A 16,549-nucleotide genomic window follows, 5' to 3' on the forward strand; every position below is an offset into this window, starting at 1 on the left:
CGCTCGGGCTCAGAATAGGAAGTAGCGCTGCGCCAGCGGCAGCACGGCGGCGGCTTCGCACACCAGCAGGCGGCCGTCGGCGCGCACCTCGTAGGTTTCCGGGTCGACTTCCATGTGCGGGGTGGCGCCGTTGTGGACCATGTCGGCCTTGCGCAGGCCGCGCATGCCGCGCACCGGGATCACGGTTTTTTGCAAGCCCAGGCGGCGCGCCACGCCGGCGTCGTAGGCCGCCTGCGAAATGAAGGTAAACGATTTACGCAGGCCGCCGCCAAAGGCGCCGAACATCGGCCGGTAGTGCACCGGCTGCGGCGTCGGAATCGATGCGTTGGGGTCGCCCATCAGGCTGGCCGCGATCATCCCGCCCTTGAGGATCATCGACGGCTTGACGCCGAAAAAGGCCGGGCGCCACAACACGATGTCGGCGATCTTGCCCGGCTCGATCGAGCCGACCGCGTGCGCGATGCCGTGCGTGATGGCCGGGTTGATGGTGTACTTGGCGACGTAGCGCTTGACGCGGAAATTGTCATGGCGCGACGAATCCTCGGGCAATGCGCCGCGCTGCACCTTCATCTTGTGCGCGGTCTGCCAGGTGCGCAGGATGGTCTCGCCGACCCGGCCCATGGCCTGCGAGTCGGACGACATCATCGAGATCGCGCCGATGTCGTGCAGGATGTCCTCGGCGGCGATGGTCTCGCGGCGGATGCGCGATTCGGCGAAGGCGACGTCCTCGGCGATGGCCGGATCGAGGTGGTGGCAGACCATCAGCATGTCGAGGTGCTCGTCGAGCGTGTTGACGGTAAACGGGCGGGTCGGGTTGGTCGACGACGGCAGCACGTTGGCCTGGCCGACCGCGGCGATGATGTCGGGCGCATGGCCGCCGCCCGCGCCTTCGGTGTGGAAGGTGTGGATGGTGCGGTCCTTGAACGCGCCCAGGGTCGACTCCAGGAAGCCGGCCTCGTTGAGCGTGTCCGAATGCAGCGCCACCTGCACGTCCATGCGCTCGGCCACCGCCAGGCAGTTGTCGATCGCGGCCGGCGTGCTGCCCCAGTCCTCGTGCAGCTTGAGGCCGATGGCGCCGGCCTCGATCTGTTCTTCCAGCGGACGCGGATGGCTGACGTTGCCCTTGCCCAGGAAACCCAGGTTCATCGGGAAGGCGTCGGCCGCCAGCAGCATCGATTCGATGTGCCAGGCGCCCGGGGTGCAGGTGGTGGCGGCGGTGCCCACCGCCGGCCCGGTGCCGCCGCCCAGCATGGTGGTCACGCCCGACATCAGGGCTTCCTCGATCTGCTGCGGGCAGATGAAGTGGATGTGGCTGTCGATGGCGCCGGCGGTGACGATCATGCCCTCGCCGGCGATGATCTCGGTGGCGCCGCCGATGGCCATCGTCACGCCCGGCTGGATGTCCGGGTTGCCGGCCTTGCCGATCCCGGCGATGAGGCCATCCTTGATGCCGATGTCGGCCTTGACGATGCCCCAGTGGTCGACGATGACGGCGTTGGTGATGACGGTATCCATCACGCCGGCGCGCGGCAGCTGCGACTGGCCCATGCCGTCGCGGATCACCTTGCCGCCGCCGAATTTCACCTCTTCGCCGTAGATCGCGTGGTCGCGCTCGATCTCGATGACCAGCTCGGTATCCGCCAGGCGGATGCGGTCGCCGGTCGTGGGGCCGTACATGTCGGCATAGGCCCGGCGTGTGATCGATGCCATTCAGTGTTCTCCGGAAGATGGGACCGGCGCGGCCGCGCTGTCGGGTGCGGCCGCGGGTGCGGCTGGGGGCGCCGGGTCGGCATGCGCGGGCAGGCTGCCCATCACGCGCCCCTGGAAGCCGACCGCCACGCGCCCGCCGGCCAGCGCCACCAGTTCCACCGTGCGGCGCTGGCCCGGCTCGAAGCGCACCGCGGTGCCGGCGGCGATGTTCAGGCGCATGCCGAGCGCGCATGCGCGGTCGAATTGCAGCGCGTCGTTGACTTCGTAGAAATGGTAGTGCGAGCCGACCTGGATCGGGCGGTCGCCGGCATTCGCCACCGTCAGCGTCAGCACGGCGCGGCCGGCGTTGATGACGACGTCACCGTCCTCGATGAAGTATTCTCCCGGGATCATGCGAGCTCCGGCACCAGCAGCGACTTGTAGTAGATGGCGCTGGGCCGCAACTGCCCGCCCGGCGTGGCCGCGTAGCCGGGCACCTCGCCCACGCGCGTGTAGCCGAGGTCGTGGACCAGGTGCTCGGCGCCGCAGCCGGCCTCGGTGTCCAGGCACAGCAGGCCGCGCTGCAGCGCGCGCGCCTCGGCCTCCACCGCGCGCAGCAGCACGCTGCCGATGCCGCGCCGGCGCGCGCGGCGGTGCACCATCAGCTTCTGCACCTCGGCGCGGTGGCTGCCGTCGGGACGCCGGCACAGGTCGAGCTGCACGCTGCCGAGCAGCGCGCCGTCCTGGACCGCCGCCAGCAGCACGCGCGCACCGTCGGCCACGGCGCCGCGCACGCCGCGCCAGTAGTCATCGGCCTCGTCCGCACCGATGCCGGACAGGAAGCCGAGGGAGGCGCCGCCGCCGACCGCATCCAGCAGCAGCTGCGCCAGTTGGGGAAGCGCCGCGTCGACGGCGCGCGCATCGAGTTTCTGGATCTTCATGGTGTCATCGCCCGTTCGAGGCATCGCTAGGGAATCGGATTGTGGACGGTCACCAGCTTGCTGCCGTCCGGGAAGGTGGCTTCGACCTGGATTTCCGGGATCATCTCCGGCACGCCCTCCATCACGTCGGCGCGCGCCAGCACGGTGGCGCCCTCGCTCATCAGTTCGGCCACGCTGCGCCCGTCGCGCGCGCCTTCCATGATGGCGGCCGTGATCAGGGCCACCGCTTCCGGGTAGTTCAGCTTCAGTCCGCGCGCGCGGCGGCGTTCGGCCAGCAGTGCGGCGGTGAAGATCAGCAGCTTGTCTTTTTCGCGTGGGGTCAGGTCCATGTCGTTCCATCGGTATCAGGTATGCCAGATGCGCGGCACGCAGGCCGGCCGTCCCAGCAGGTGCGGGCGCAGCGCCTGCCACACGCGCTGCAGGCTGGCGCGCGCGGCCTCGCCGTCGTCGCCCAGGTGGCGCGCCACGAACACCGATTTCACCTGGCTCAGGCCGAGCGCCGGGTCGCCCGCGCGCAGGTCGGCCAGCAGCGCCGCCGGCAGCGGCGCGCCCACCGCGACCAGGGTGGCGCACACGCTGCGCCCGCCCAGGCCGAGCGGGCTGCGCATGGCGTCGCCGCCGTACAGCGTGCCCTGCTCCCACCACACCAGCCGCCCGCCCTGGCGGATGCGGGTGCGCTGGCGCACCCGGCCGCTGCGGAAGGTCTCGCCGCAGGCGCGGCGGCCGAAGCACAGGATCTCGCTGCCGATGTAGCGTGCGCCCGGCGCCAGGTCGACCTCGTGTTCCAGCACCACGTCGGCATCGTCGTAGAAAATGGTTTCCTGCGGCAGCCACTCGATGGCGGCGCCGGGGCCGGCCGTGAGCACCACGTTCTGGCGCGACACGCGGCCGTTGGCGCGGTACCACTTGGCGGCGCCGGGGGTGGTGGCCAGCACTTCGGCGGCGGCGCCGGCGTCCAGCGCCAGGTCGAGGCGGTCGCCGCCGACCACGCCGCCGGGCGGATGCACTACGATCACGTGGCAGGTGCGCGGTCCTTCCGGATACAGCGCCTTTTGCACGCGCAGCGGGCCGCGGTGCGCGCGTCCGCTCAGGCGGGTGGTGCCGCCGTCGTCGTCGAAGCGCAGGCGCAGGCTGGCGTGCCAGGCGCCGGCATCGTGGGAAGGGGTGGAATCGGGAAAATCGCGCATGCTTGTGCTACAGCAGGAAGCATGCCAAGCTCATAACATGGGTTGTCGATGCGCTTCAGGCGCTGCCGGCGATGACGATGCACCAGCGCGGCAATCGAGGGACGATGAGCGCACCAGAGCGGTGCATCACAGAATAAGCCAGAAAAGCGAGCCGGAGCGGCCCGTCGGTTCAACCGCGGCGGTGCGGGCGGCGCGGCAGCTGACGACGCGTCGCGCGCGCCGCGCGCAGCTTGTCGGCGGCGCGCTTCCACACCACCAGTTCGCAGCCCGCCGCCAGGAACAGCGCGCACTGGGCCGGCGTGCCCAGGCCGATCGCGTACAGGACCACGGCGGCGAGGATGAAGACGAATGTGCTTGCATGCGGCATGGTGTCACCTTTCAGTTCGGAGCGATGGTTCATCCTGCCACAGCCTGCACTTGCCTGCAATCACGATTCGTTGCGTGCGAGCGCATCCCAGGCATTTTCCGTGCTCAGAAAGATACAGCCGCTCAGCTGACTTGATAATGCCGAATCCTTCAAGCGGTCCATCACCGGTCCCTTGACCTCGGCCAGGTGCAGCGCGACGCCGCGCGCCGCCAGGGTGCCGTTCAATTCCAGCAGCGCGAACAAAGCCGAGGTATCGATCGCGTTCACCGCCGACAGCACCAGCACCAGGTGGCGCGCCGCCCCGTGCGCCGCCAGTTCTTCCTCGATGCGCGTGGTCACCGCCTCGATATTCCCGAAGAACAGGCCGGCGTCGACGCGCAGCAGCAGCACCGGCGCCGCGGTCTCGGCCGGATAGCGGCGCACGTTGCGGAAGTGCTGGGTGCCGGCGATCCGTCCCAGCACGGCGATGTGGGGCCGGCTCTCGCGCCAGACCATCGCGCCCAGCGACAGCAGCAGCCCGAGCACCACGCCGGCCTCGACGCCCAGCAGCAGCACGCCGCCGCCGGTGGCGACCAGGGCCAGCGCGTCGGCGCGGTCGTAGCGCCAGGCGGTGCGCAGCGTATCCAGTTCCAGCATGCCCAGCACGGCGACGATGATGGTGGCGGCCAGCACCGGCAGCGGCAGGTGCGCCAGCCAGCCGGTGGGCGACACCAGCGCCGCCGCCAGCAGCAGCGAGGCGACCACCCCGGCCAGCTGGGTGCGGGCGCCGGCGGCGAAGTTCACGGCCGAGCGCGACAGGCTGCCGGTGACCGGAAAGCCGCCGCTCAGCGCGCTGCCGATGTTGGCCAGGCCGAGCCCGAGCAGTTCGCGGTCGGTGTGCAGCTTTTCGGCGCGCTTGAGGGCCAGCGCCTGGGCGCCGGACATGGCGATCAGGAAGCTCATGAAGCCGATCAGGAGCGCCGGCTTGGCCAGCGGCTGCCAGTACCAGGCCGACGGCGCCAGCGCGAAGTGCGGCAGGCCGGACGGCACCGCGCCGATGGTGCGCACCCCGTGCCGCTCCAGCCCGAGCGCGGCGCTCAGGACCATCGACGCGCCCACCAGCAGCATCGGCGCCAGGCGCGCGCCGACGTCGGCCGCGCCCGGCGCCAGGCCCAGGCGGCGCAGCAGCGCCGCGCCATGGCGGCGCGCCAGCAGCAGGATGGCCAGCGCGCCGAGGCCGAGCGCCGCGCTGGGGCCGTGCAGCAGCGCGGCCGGGTGCGCCAGGCGGTCCAGGCCGAGCGGCACGCCGAGCAGCGTGTCGAGCTGGCCGAGCGCGATCACGATGGCCGAACCGAGCGTGAAGCCGTTCATCACCGGGCGCGAAAAGAAATTGGCGAGGAAGCCCACGCGCAGCAGGCCGCAGGCCAGCAGCACCAGGCCGGACAGCAGCGCCAGCTGCGCCGCCAGGGACACGTACAGGCTGCCGCCGGCTTCGGCCAGCGGCGCCAGCGCGGATGCCGTCATCAGGGAGATGATCGCCATCGGCCCCACCGACTGGGTGGCGCTGGTGCCGAACAGCGCGTACAGCAGCGCCGGGGCGATGCTGGCGTACAGGCCGGCCACCGGCGGCAATCCGGCCACCAGCGCGTACGCCATGCCCTGCGGGATCATCATCATGGCGACGATGATGCCGGCGCAGAGGTCGCCGCCCAGGTCGGCGCGGCGGTAGTGCCGGAGCCAGTCGAGCGGCCCCAGTCCCGGCCGCGGACCCGTCACTGCATCGCCAGTTCGACGCAATTGCGGCCGGCGCGCTTGGCGCGCGCCAGCGCCGCGTTCACGCGCTGCACCAGCGAGTCGCCGCTCTCCTGCTCGCCCAGCTGGGCCACGCCCAGGCTGACCGTGACGTGGTCGGCGCCCGGCACCTCGGCCTGCTCGATGGCCAGGCGGATCTTCTCGGCCATCTTGAGGGCGTCGATGGCGCTGGTGTGCGGCGCGATGATCTGGAATTCCTCGCCGCCGGAGCGCACCAGCAGGTCGCTGCTGCGCAGCACGGCGCGCGCGGCGTCGGCCACGCTGCGCAGCACCACGTCGCCGACCGGGTAGCCGAAGTTGTCGTTGATGGCCTTGAAGCGGTCGATGTCGAAGGCGACCAGCGCCAGCGGCACGCGGTAGCGGCGCGCGCGCCGGATTTCCTTTTCCAGCAGTTCCTCGCCGTGGCGGCGGTTGGCGATGCCGGTCAGGGCGTCGGTGGTCGAAATATAGGTCAGCCTGGCCAGCAGCTGCTCGTTTTCCAGCGCCAGCTCGGCGCCGTGCAGGCCCTGCGCCGCCAGTTCCGCCACGTCGAGCAGGGTGGCGAAATCCTCTTGGGACAGCGGGCGCGCGCGCTCGAACAGCAGCGACAGTGCGCCGCGCGCCATGCCGGGGCCGTCGGCCGGAATCGCGATGCCGGCCGCCATCGCCACGCCATGCGCGCGCAAGGTGTCGGCCATGCCCGGCTCGCCGGCCTGGCCGAGCGTGTCGAGCAGCGCCAGTTCGCCGGTGGCGGCCGCCAGCAGGCCCGGGAAGGCGTGCCGCAGCGGCGCCTGCAGCAGGCCGTGGCTGCGTCCCAGCAGCGTGGCCAGCGACAGGCCCTCGGGGCCGTGCTGGGCATCCAGCTGCAAGTCGCCGTCCGGCTTCAGGTGGAACAGCGCCGCATGCAGCACGCCCGGCCAGTCGGCCAGCGCGCGGCACAGGCGCTCGCCCAGGTCCTGGCTGTCGACGGCGGCGCGCACCGCCTGCCCGGCGCGGGTGCGCAGGGCCAGCAGGTCGCGCAGCGCAGCCGCATCGGCGCCGTCCGCGCCGGCTGCGGCGAGCGCGCCCGCCACGGCCTGGTGCAGCGCCGGCGCTTCGATCGGCGTGATCGCATACGAAGCCGGCCCGAAGGCCATCAACGCCGGCACCCAGGCCGCGCCGGCGCAGGGACACAGCAGCAGCACCGGCGCGCCGCGGCGCAGCGCCACCAGTTCGCCCAGCGCGGCCAGGTCGATGCTCTGCTCGAAGCGCTCCAGGTCGATCACCAGCAGGTCGACCCGGCTGGCCGCGTCCTGCCCCTCGGATGCCACGACCAGCGCGCGCGCCGCCTCGACGCCGTCGGCCAGAGCCAGCCGTGCGAACAGGCCGGCGCCGGCGGCCTCGAACTCGGCGCGCCGCTGCGCCATCGGATTCAGGTAGACGGCGCAGCGTCCTCCATCGGCAACCGTTCCTGCTCCTGCTTCTCCAACCTGCCCGGCTTGCTGCGACATCATCGACTCCTGGAATACGCGAATACACAAGCGAGTTTGCCATAAAGCACCCCGCGCGCCAAATGCCCGCTTGTGTGTGTAAGCGCACCGTCCACATGCGCGGTCCCGTCCAATACTGGAACGATTACGAACAGTCTCGAACGAGGAGCACGACATGGCACACCAGGACGACGTGGCGAACAAGCAGAAGGCGATCCAGAACCGCCAGGACCAGCACGACGGCAACATGCAGAAAGGCAGCGAGGACAGCGGCGCCGCCCAGACCGGCGTGCGCCAGCCCGAGGGCGACTTCCCGGCCCAGCACCTGGCCAAGCCGGGCCTGGAAGCGCAGATGGCGCTCAAGCCGAAGTTCATGGCGGAGCAATACAAGGGCAGCGGCAAGCTGGCCGGCCAGGTGGCCATCGTCACCGGCGGCGATTCCGGCATCGGACGCGCGGTGGCGATCCTGTTCGCGCGCGAAGGCGCCGACGTCGCCATCCTGTACCTGAACGAGCACGAGGACGCGGCCGAGACCCAGCGCTACATCGAGGCCGAGGGCCAGCGCTGCGTCACCGTCGCCGGCGACGTCAAGGACATGGACTTCTGCCAGCAGGCGGTGGACCAGGTCGTGGCCGAGTTCGGCCGCCTGGACGTGCTGGTGAATAACGCGGCCTTCCAGGAACACGCCGATTCGCTGCTCGACCTGACCGAGGACCGCTTCGACGAGACCATGAAGACCAACATCTATGGCTACTTCCACATGGCCAAGGCCTGCCTGCCGCACCTGAAGCGCGGCGCCGCCATCGTCAACACCGGCTCGGTCACCGGCCTGAAGGGTTCCAAGAAACTGCTGGACTACTCGACCACCAAGGGCGCGATCCACGCCTTCACCATGTCGCTGGCGGCCAACCTGCTGGACCAGGGCATCCGCGTGAATGCCGTCGCCCCGGGTCCGGTGTGGACGCCGCTGAACCCGGCCGACCAGTCGCCGGAGGATATCGCCAAGTTCGGCCAGAGCACCACCTTCGGCCGCCCGGCCCAGCCGGAAGAACTGTCGCCGGCCTACGTCTACCTGGCGTCGAGCGTGTGCTCCGGCTACGTGACCGGCGTGGTGCTGCCGATCACCGGCACCGTCGGCGAATAAGGACGCCGGCATGCCACGCACCATGTGGAAGGGCGCGATCAGCTTCGGGCTGGTGCACATCCCGGTCGAGATGGTTCCCGCAGTTAGCGACCATGGCCTCGACCTGAGCATGCTCGACCGGCGCGACTTCGCGCCGATCGGCTTCAAGCGCTACAACAAGAACACCGGCAAGGAAGTCGCCTGGGACGACATCGTCAAGGGCTACGAGTACAGCGACGGCGAATACGTGGTGCTGTCCGACGAAGACCTGCGGCGCGCCAATCCGGAAGCCACCCAGACCATCGACATCCTGGCCTTCGTCAACGCCGACCAGGTGCCGCTGATCTACTACGAGCAGCCCTACTACCTCTCTCCCGGCAAGGGCGGCGACAAGGTGTACGCGCTGCTGCGCGAGGCCCTGCGTGAAGTCGGCAAGATCGGCATCGCCAACGTCGTCATCCGCGTCAAGCAGCACCTGGCGGCGCTGGTGTGCGTGGGCGACACCATCGTGCTGAACACACTGCGCTACCCGGACGAGATCCGCCCCACCGACGAGCTGCGCATCCCGGGCCAGGACAGCAAGGCATCCCGGCTGACCGAGAAGGAACTGCAGATGGCCAAGGCGCTGGTCGAAGGCATGAGCGAGAAGTGGAAGCCGCAGCAGTACCACGACAGCTACCGCGAAGACCTGATGGCGCTGGTCAAGAAGAAGATCGAAGCCAACCAGACCAAGACCCTCACCGCGCCCGAACCGGAGGAAGCGAAGCCGGCCAAGGCCGACGTGATCGACCTGGTGGCGCTGCTGCAGGCCAGCCTGGGCAAGAAGCCGTCCAGGGCGGCGCCGGACGACGACGGCGACGACGATCCGCCGCCGCGCAGGTCGCGCAAGCCCGATGCGGACGAAAACGAGGAGGACGACGGCGACGCGCCGCCGCCGCGCGCGCGCAAGCAGGCGTCTGCAAGCGGCGCGCATGCGAACGCAGTGCCGGCCAAGCGCGCTGCGGCCAAGACGGTAGCGTCAAAAACCGTGGCAAAAAAAAGCGTGACGACGAAAGGCGCGGTGGCGAAGAACGCGCCCGCCAAGCGCGCCGCCGGCGCCGGCACGGCAAGCACTAGCAAGACCGCAGCCGCCGACAAGGCGCCGGCGCGGCGCAGGAAGGCGGCCTGAGTGGATTGGGATACCGTGATCGACTTTTTGCAGTGGCCGGCGATGCTGGTCACCCTGGCCGCCGCCTTCCTGGTCGGCGCACGCCGCGCCAACCGGCGCATCGTCGGCTTCTATGCCTTCATCCTGAGCAACCTGCTGTGGATCGTGTGGGGCGTGCATGACAAGGCATGGGCGCTGATCGCGCTGCAGGCCGGGTTGTTCGCCATGAACGTGCGTGGGATCGTGAGGAACGACACGCAGGGGGCGTGACGATCCCTGCGCCGCATGAGGCGTCGTCCCCGCGCAGGCGGGGACCCATGTTGAGCTTCCAGAAATGGCGCACTGAAAAACATCGCCGCCGCGTTGACTTTCGCGGTTTCTGTAGCTCAGTATGGGTCCCCGCCTGCGCGGGGACGACGGTGTTTCAGCGTCCCGCACATGACCGGCATGCCTACTTCTTCGCTGCCTTGAACCCCAGTACCTTCATCGCCCTGGTCAAGGTCGTCGCGCTCTCGGCGTAATCCGCCCACGGCGCGTTCCCTTCTTCCAGCCGCGCCTGCACCGTGCCGACGGTCCAGTGCGCGCCCGACGTCAATCCGGCCAGCTCTTCCCAACGCACCGGCACCGAGATGCCCAGTCCCGGCCGCACGCGCGGCGACCAGGCCGACACCGTGGTGGCGCCGCGCCCGTTGCGCAGGTAGTCGATGAACACGCGGCCGACGCGATTCCTGGCGCCGCTCTTGCCCGAGAAGCGTTCCGGCAGCGTCTTCGCCAGGTGGTTCACCACCGCGTGCGAGAAATCCTTGACCGTGTCCCAGTCCAGCCTGGGCTTGAGCGGCACCACCATGTGCAGGCCCTTGCCGCCGCTGGTCTTGAGGAAGGGCGTCAAGCCCAGCTCCTGCAGAAAGGCGCGCATCAGCTGGGCGGCTTCCTGCACCGCCGTCCACGCCACGCCCTCGCCCGGATCGAGGTCGAACACGATGCGATCCGGCTTCTCGTAATGCGCGCCGGTGGCGTTCTGGCTATGGATCTCGACCACGTTCCACTGCGCCGCCGACAGCAAGCCCTCGACGCCGGCGAGCTGCATCATGCTCGGATGCTCGGGGTCGAGCGCACGGTCCATCTGGATCACGCCCGGCATCTTGCGCGTGTCGACGACGTGCTTCTGGAAGAACAGTTCGCCGCCCACGCCCTCGGGCGCGCGCACCAGCGACACCGGCCGCCCTTCCAGATGCGCCATCATCAGCGGCCCGACCAACGCGTAATAGCGCGCCAGGCCGGCCTTGGTGACGCCGCTGTCGGCATCCATCACGCGCTCGCCGTGGGTCAGCTTGAAGCCGGCCGGCAGCGCGGCGCCGGCTTCGCTGCCAGCCGCATCCGCATCCGCATCCGCCTGGACCGTGTCCGGCGCGGCCGCCGCGCCGCCGTCCTGCACATGCCCGGCGTGCTCGCGCACCACGCTGCGCGCCGGCTTGTCCTCGCGCAGGCCCTGGAATACCGGATGGCGGATCAGGCCGGCCACGGTCCATGCCGAGAAGCTGACCTCGGCCACCAGTTCCGGCTTCACCCAGTGCTTGCCGCGTCCCGGCACCGCGCGCGGCGGGAACGGGTCGGCGTCGGTCTCGATCGCGTCCAGGACGTCGCGCAAGTGGCGCAGCGAGGCGCCATTGAAGCCGCTGCCGACGTGGCCGGCGTAGCGCAGCACGCCCTCGGCGTCGTAATACCCCAGCAGCAGCGAGCCGATGCCGCTGCGCGCGCCCTGCGGATCGGTAAAGCCGCCGATCACGAATTCCTGGCGCAGGCCGCATTTCAGCTTGATCCATTCGGGCGAGCGGCGCGTCAGGTAGCGCGAATCGCGGCGCTTGCCGATCACGCCTTCCAGGCCGATGCGGCAAGCCGCCACCACCAGCTGGCCGGGATCGGTGCCGAATTCGGCGGAAAAGCGCACCGTCTCCGATGCCTTGTGCGCCAGCGCCCGCTCCAGCAGCGGACGGCGCGCGTCCAGGCGCACCTGGCGCAGGTCGTGGCCCTGGAAATACGGGATGTCGAACAGGAAGTAGACGATCTGCGCGCGGCTGTCCGCGTCGAAGGCCAGCTGCAGCAGGTTGAAGTTGGGTTTGCCGTGTTCGTCGTGCACGACGATCTCGCCGTCGTACCAGCCGTCCGGCAGCCGCAGACGCAGCAATTCCTTGTGCAGGAGGTCGAGCTTGCCGGTCCAGTCGTTGCCGTTGCGGGTGACCAGGCGCACGTCGTCGCCCTGCACGCGCGCCAGCATGCGGTAGCCGTCGAACTTGATCTCGTACAGCCACTCCTCCGGCTGCGGGGGCGGGCCGTCGACCAGTGTCGCCAGTTCCGGCGACAGGGTCGCGGGCAGCTCGGCGGCGACGGCGCCGGCAGGCATGCCATCGGCCTTGGCGGCGACCTTCTTGCGACCCTTTGCGGGTGCGGCGCCGGCTGGCGCGGCATCGGCCGATTCATCCTTCGCGACGGCAGCGGCGCCCTCGCCTGCTTTTTCCTTCGTCGCTTTGGCCGTCCTGCGCTTGGCAGGCTTGGCCGGCCCGGCGCCGGCTTTCTCGTCTTCGGCTTTCAGTTCCGCCAGCTTGGCATCGGCCGCCGCCTGCTCGCCCGGCCCGGCCGGCATCGGCAAGTCCTTGACGCTGTCCGGCATGGCGTCGATCACCGAATACTCGGCGGCCGGGCGCGCGTAGTCATCCCTTTCCTTGATCAGCAGCCAGGCTTCCTGGCGCTCGCCGGCGCGCGGCTTCATGCGCACCAGCACCCAGCGCCCGTGCAGCTTGTGGCCGTGGATGGCGAACTTGATTTCGCCCTTGGCGTAGCCGGCGCGCGGATCGCCGACCGGCTCCCAGGTGCCCTTGTCCCAGATGATCACCTTACCGGCGCCGTACTGGTGCGCCGGAATCGTGCCCTCGAAATCGGCGTACGAGATCGGGTGGTCCTCGACGTGCACTGCCATGCGCTTGTCGCGGGTATCGAAGCTCGGGCCCTTGGGCACCGCCCAGCTTTTCATGGTGCCGTCCAGCTCGAGGCGGAAATCGTAGTGCAGCCTGGTGGCCCAGTGCTTCTGGATCACGAAGGTCAGCGCGTCGGTGCCGGCGCGGCCGCCTTCGGCCGGTTCGGAGGTAATCGAAAAATCGCGCTTGGACTTGTACTGCTCGAGGGCGTCTGGCATGGCGTCACCTGGTGTTCGCTGGTGATGCCACTGTAGGCCGGACGCCCCGGCGCCACCGTTCGACAGCTAACCGTGGCGCCCGGGGGCGGATACTCTTACTTGCGCTCTGCCGCGCTACGCTCGCGCGCCGCGCGGAACTCGGAGTCCGCCGACCAGTTCGGCCAGACCTTCGAATCGGCCAGGTCGCGTCCCAGCGAATACAGCATGTCGAGGTCGCGCGCCATGCCGGCGAAGGTCCACTTGGCCTGCCATTCGTCCGACGGCTGGTGGTAGTGGTCGGCGGTATACTTGTCCGCATTGGCCTTGCCGGCCGCCACGCCGCCCTGCTCCCAGTCGATACCCGAGCGGAACGAGATCGCCGGCACGCCCTGCTTGGCGAACGGGAAATGGTCGGAGCGGAAGAAGCCGCCCGCTTCCGGGCGCGGGTCCGGCGTGTAGCGCACCTTCCACGCTTTCGCCTTGGCGGTCAGCTGGGTCAGCAAATCCAGCCTGGCATTGCCGGAGATGGAAAAATCGCGCGCCGGGCCGTAGGGCGTCAGGGCATCCATGTTGATCACGCCCACGGTCTTCGCCAATGGATACACCGGATTGGCGGCGTAGTACTCGGAACCCAGCAAGCCCTTTTCTTCCGCGGTCACCGCCAGGAACACCACGCTGCGCTTCGGTTGCGGCTCGCGCGCGTAGACGCGCGCCAGTTCCAGCAGCGCCGCCACGCCGGTGGCATTGTCGACCGCACCGTTGTAGATCCGGTCGCCGCGCGCGTCCGGCAGGCCGATGCCCAGGTGGTCCCAGTGGCCGCTGTAAATCACGTACTGGTCCGGATGCTCGCTGCCTTCGCGCAGCGCCACCACGTTCTTCGAGGTGATGGTCTGGGCGTCGACCGCGTAGCGCGCGCTCAGGCTCACGCCCTTGAGTTCGACCGGCTTGAAGGTACGCGCGCGCGCCTGCGCCTTCAGTTTGTCGAAATCCAGGCCGGCGCTCTTGAACAGGGCTTGCGCGGTATCGCGCTGGATCCAGGCTTCCACCGGCGCGTGCGCCGCCGCCGGGTCCTTGCGCACGATGTCGTACATAACGTTGGTGTTGGAGTTCTTCACCGTGGCCCAGCCGTAGGACGCCGGCGCGGTCTCGTGCACGATCAAGGTGCCCAGCGCCCCGCGCCGCGCCAGCTCCTCGAATTTATAGGTCCAGCGGCCGTAATAGGTCATCGCCTTGCCGCCGAAGTCGCCCTTGCCGGTCTCGAAGTCGGGGTCGTTGATCAGCACCACCGCCAGCTTGCCCTTGAGGTCGACGCCCTTGAAATCGTCCCACTTGCGTTCCGGCGCGGTCACGCCGTAGCCGACGAAGACCAGCGGCGCGTCGCGGAACTCGACGCTCCTGGCGCCGGTCATGGCGGCGCGCACGGCGATCTGCTCGCCCTGCGCCAGCGCGCGGCTGGACTTGCCATCCGTGACGCTGACCTCGACCGGCCCCTTGATCTCGAAGCGCCCGAGCGGCACGTCCTGGGTCCAGCCGCGCTTGCCGTCGACCAGGTCGCCGCCCGGCTTCAAGCCGGCCTGGGTGAACTGTTCGGCGATGTAGGCGACCGTCTTGGCCTCGCCGGGCGTATTCGGGCCGCGGCCTTCGAACGCGTCGGAAGCCAGCACCTTGACGTCCTGCGACAGGTGGCTGGCTTCGATGCGCGGCGTGGTGGACGTGGCGGGGCCCGCTTGGCCGGCGGCGGCATGGACGGCGATGCAGGGAACGGCATGGGCGGCGAACACCAGGCAGGCCAATCTTGTTTTTCTCATGGCGACTCTCTTCGACTTGGATGGGAACCCGGCGGCTTGCCGGGCGAACTGGACAGCAGCATCCGGAGTATGGGTCGGAAGATTTCCAATGTCAAACTTTCAACAAGTTACCCGTTGCGCATCTGCATGAACTTCAAACAAAAAAATCGTGATGTAAGCGTGTGTAACCGTGTCAACCGGGTGTTCCGGTGCCGCGTTTTCTGCTCAGTAGCACCGGAAACACCCAACAACATCCCAACACCTGAAGGAATCATCGCCATGAGCAAAATCGTCGCTACCCTGATCGCAGGCCTGTTCGCTACCTCGGCATTCGCCGCCCAGTCGACCGCCACTGCGCCGGCGGCGCCTGTCACCAAAGCCGAAGCCAAGGCCGACAAGGACATGGCCAAGGCCGACGCCAAGGAAGCCAAGGCAGCGGCCAAGGCCGATGCCAAGGTAGAGAAGAAAGCCGCGGAAGCGAATTCGGACATGGCCGTGGCCAAGGCCGATGCCGCCAAGACCAAAGCCAAAGCACACAAGAAGGCCGCAAAGGCCAAAGCCGAAGCCAGCGCCGACAAGGCCGAGGCTCGCGCAGACCAGAAAGCCGACGCAGCGAAATAAAGGCACTGCCTTTATCCAGAGCGGCTCAAGCCCCTCCTCCTCGGAAGACAGGACCCCGGTCCTGTCTTTTTTTATGCGCGCCTGTTCTACAATGACGATCCGCCCCCGCCAAGGATCGCCCATGTCCGCCACCGCCAAGCAGCGCATTGCTCATCACATTGTCTTCCTGGACCGCGACAGCCTGATCGCCACCGTCCGCCCTCCCGCCTTCGACCACGTCTGGACCGAGCATGCGGCCACCGCGCAGGGCGAAGTCGTCGAACGCCTGCGCGATGCCACGGTCGCCATCACCAACAAGGTGCCGCTGCGCGCGGATGCGATCGCGCAATTGCCGGACCTGCAAATGATCGCCGTGGCCGCCACCGGCACCGACAACGTCGACCTGGATGCCTGCCGCGCGCGCGGCATCGTGGTGGCCAACATCCGCGACTATTCGCTGGTCTCGGTGCCCGAGCACTGCTTCGCCCTGATGCTGGCGGTGCGGCGCAACCTGCGCGCCTACCTGGCCGACGTCGAGGCGGGCCGGTGGGAGGCGTCGAGCCGCTTCTGCCTGCTGGATCACCCGATCGGCGACCTGTCCGGCAGCCGCCTGGGCATCGTCGGCTACGGCGCGCTGGGGCGGCGCGTGGCGCAGATCGGGCGCGCCTTCGGCATGCAGGTCGCGGCGGCTTCGCGCTCGCCGGTCCAGGACGACGACGTGCTGGCGCTGCCGTTGGGCGAACTGCTGGCCACCAGCGACGTGGTCAGCCTGCACCTGCCGCTGACCGCACAGACGCGCCACCTGATCGGCGCCGCCGAACTGGCGTCGATGAAGCGTTCCGCCATCCTGATCAACACCGCGCGCGGCGGCCTGGTCGACGAGGCTGCACTGGCCGCGGCGCTCACCGACGGCACCATCGCCGGCGCCGGCTTCGACGTCTTGAGCAAGGAGCCGCCGGCGCCCGACAACCCGCTGTTGCGGCTGCGCCTGCCGAATTTCGTTCTGACCCCGCACGTGGCCTGGGCCAGCGGCGGGGCGATGCAGACGCTGGCGGACATGCTGGTCGATAACATCGAGGCGTGGGCGGCGGGGACGCCGAAGAATGCGGTGTAGCGGTCTCGCGTTATCGACAGCATGCCGACAACGTCGTCCCCGCGCCGGCGGGGACCCATAATGAGCAACAGGATTCGGTACATTGGAAGCAGCTGGAAGGTTTCAAAAATACGGGTCCTGGATACTCGGCATGGGTCCCCGCCTGCGCGGGGACGACGCGCCGCAGACGGGCGCGGCGCGACGATC

The 16,549-nt window shown here is 69.2% G+C and carries 15 protein-coding genes; 5 read left to right on the forward strand and 10 right to left on the reverse strand.

The window, feature by feature from the left end:
- Nucleotides 1-9: 9 nt before the first annotated feature.
- The 8 genes from ureC to HH212_RS24095 form a co-directional block, all read right to left on the reverse strand.
- Nucleotides 10-1,710, reverse strand: coding sequence for an urease subunit alpha (gene ureC, locus HH212_RS24060; RefSeq protein ID WP_170204788.1), 1,701 nt, complete (start codon nucleotides 1,708-1,710; stop codon nucleotides 10-12).
- Nucleotides 1,711-2,103, reverse strand: coding sequence for an urease subunit beta (locus HH212_RS24065; protein WP_170204789.1), 393 nt, complete (start codon nucleotides 2,101-2,103; stop codon nucleotides 1,711-1,713).
- On the reverse strand, nucleotides 2,100-2,630 hold the full coding sequence (locus HH212_RS24070; RefSeq protein WP_170204790.1) for a GNAT family N-acetyltransferase: 531 nt from the start codon (nucleotides 2,628-2,630) through the stop codon (nucleotides 2,100-2,102). Before HH212_RS24070 ends, HH212_RS24065 begins: the two co-directional genes overlap by 4 nt.
- Before the next feature lie 26 nt (nucleotides 2,631-2,656).
- Nucleotides 2,657-2,959: an urease subunit gamma gene (locus tag HH212_RS24075; protein WP_170204791.1), complete on the reverse strand. Its 303-nt coding sequence runs from the start codon at nucleotides 2,957-2,959 to the stop codon at nucleotides 2,657-2,659.
- Between the two features lie 15 nt (nucleotides 2,960-2,974).
- Nucleotides 2,975-3,817, reverse strand: a complete 843-nt coding sequence (locus HH212_RS24080) for an urease accessory protein UreD (RefSeq protein WP_170204792.1) — start codon at nucleotides 3,815-3,817, stop codon at nucleotides 2,975-2,977.
- A 169-nt stretch (nucleotides 3,818-3,986) separates the two neighbouring features.
- On the reverse strand, nucleotides 3,987-4,184 hold the full coding sequence (locus HH212_RS24085) for a hypothetical protein (protein WP_211172407.1): 198 nt from the start codon (nucleotides 4,182-4,184) through the stop codon (nucleotides 3,987-3,989).
- A 60-nt stretch (nucleotides 4,185-4,244) separates the two neighbouring features.
- Nucleotides 4,245-5,939 carry a SulP family inorganic anion transporter gene (locus HH212_RS24090; RefSeq protein WP_229217442.1) on the reverse strand — a complete coding sequence of 565 codons (1,695 nt, stop codon included), beginning with the start codon at nucleotides 5,937-5,939 and terminating at the stop codon, nucleotides 4,245-4,247.
- Nucleotides 5,936-7,447, reverse strand: a complete 1,512-nt coding sequence (locus tag HH212_RS24095; protein WP_229217443.1) for a GGDEF domain-containing protein — start codon at nucleotides 7,445-7,447, stop codon at nucleotides 5,936-5,938. The genes HH212_RS24090 and HH212_RS24095 overlap by 4 nt, the downstream gene beginning before the upstream one ends.
- A gap of 151 nt (nucleotides 7,448-7,598) precedes the next feature.
- On the opposite strand from HH212_RS24095, the gene HH212_RS24100 reads away from it, so the two are divergent.
- The 3 genes from HH212_RS24100 to HH212_RS24110 are packed head-to-tail and all read left to right on the forward strand — an operon-like array spanning nucleotide 7,599 to nucleotide 9,963.
- Entirely contained in the window at nucleotides 7,599-8,567 is a 969-nt protein-coding gene (locus HH212_RS24100) for an SDR family oxidoreductase (protein ID WP_170204794.1), read from the forward strand.
- 10 nt (nucleotides 8,568-8,577) lie between these two features.
- Entirely contained in the window at nucleotides 8,578-9,714 is a 1,137-nt protein-coding gene (ku, locus tag HH212_RS24105; protein WP_170204795.1) for a non-homologous end joining protein Ku, read from the forward strand.
- Nucleotides 9,715-9,963 carry a hypothetical protein gene (locus HH212_RS24110; RefSeq protein ID WP_308633225.1) on the forward strand — a complete coding sequence of 83 codons (249 nt, stop codon included), beginning with the start codon at nucleotides 9,715-9,717 and terminating at the stop codon, nucleotides 9,961-9,963.
- 181 nt (nucleotides 9,964-10,144) lie between these two features.
- Here HH212_RS24110 and ligD read toward each other — a convergent pair whose 3' ends face one another.
- Together ligD and HH212_RS24120 are read right to left on the reverse strand one after the other, a co-directional pair.
- Complete coding sequence (gene ligD, locus HH212_RS24115; protein ID WP_170204796.1) at nucleotides 10,145-12,883, reverse strand: DNA ligase D; 2,739 nt, start codon at nucleotides 12,881-12,883, stop codon at nucleotides 10,145-10,147.
- 95 nt (nucleotides 12,884-12,978) lie between these two features.
- Nucleotides 12,979-14,670, reverse strand: a complete 1,692-nt coding sequence (locus HH212_RS24120; RefSeq protein ID WP_170204797.1) for a M28 family metallopeptidase — start codon at nucleotides 14,668-14,670, stop codon at nucleotides 12,979-12,981.
- 258 nt (nucleotides 14,671-14,928) lie between these two features.
- Here HH212_RS24120 and HH212_RS24125 point away from each other — a divergent pair, with 258 nt between their 5' ends.
- Entirely contained in the window at nucleotides 14,929-15,270 is a 342-nt protein-coding gene (locus HH212_RS24125; RefSeq protein ID WP_170204798.1) for a hypothetical protein, read from the forward strand.
- A 121-nt stretch (nucleotides 15,271-15,391) separates the two neighbouring features.
- Nucleotides 15,392-16,363 carry a D-2-hydroxyacid dehydrogenase gene (locus HH212_RS24130; RefSeq protein WP_211172408.1) on the forward strand — a complete coding sequence of 324 codons (972 nt, stop codon included), beginning with the start codon at nucleotides 15,392-15,394 and terminating at the stop codon, nucleotides 16,361-16,363.
- Nucleotides 16,364-16,549 lie beyond the last annotated feature (186 nt).

Origin of the sequence: Massilia forsythiae, from assembly GCF_012849555.1 — a bacterium.
Lineage (GTDB): Bacteria > Pseudomonadota > Gammaproteobacteria > Burkholderiales > Burkholderiaceae_D > Telluria > Telluria forsythiae.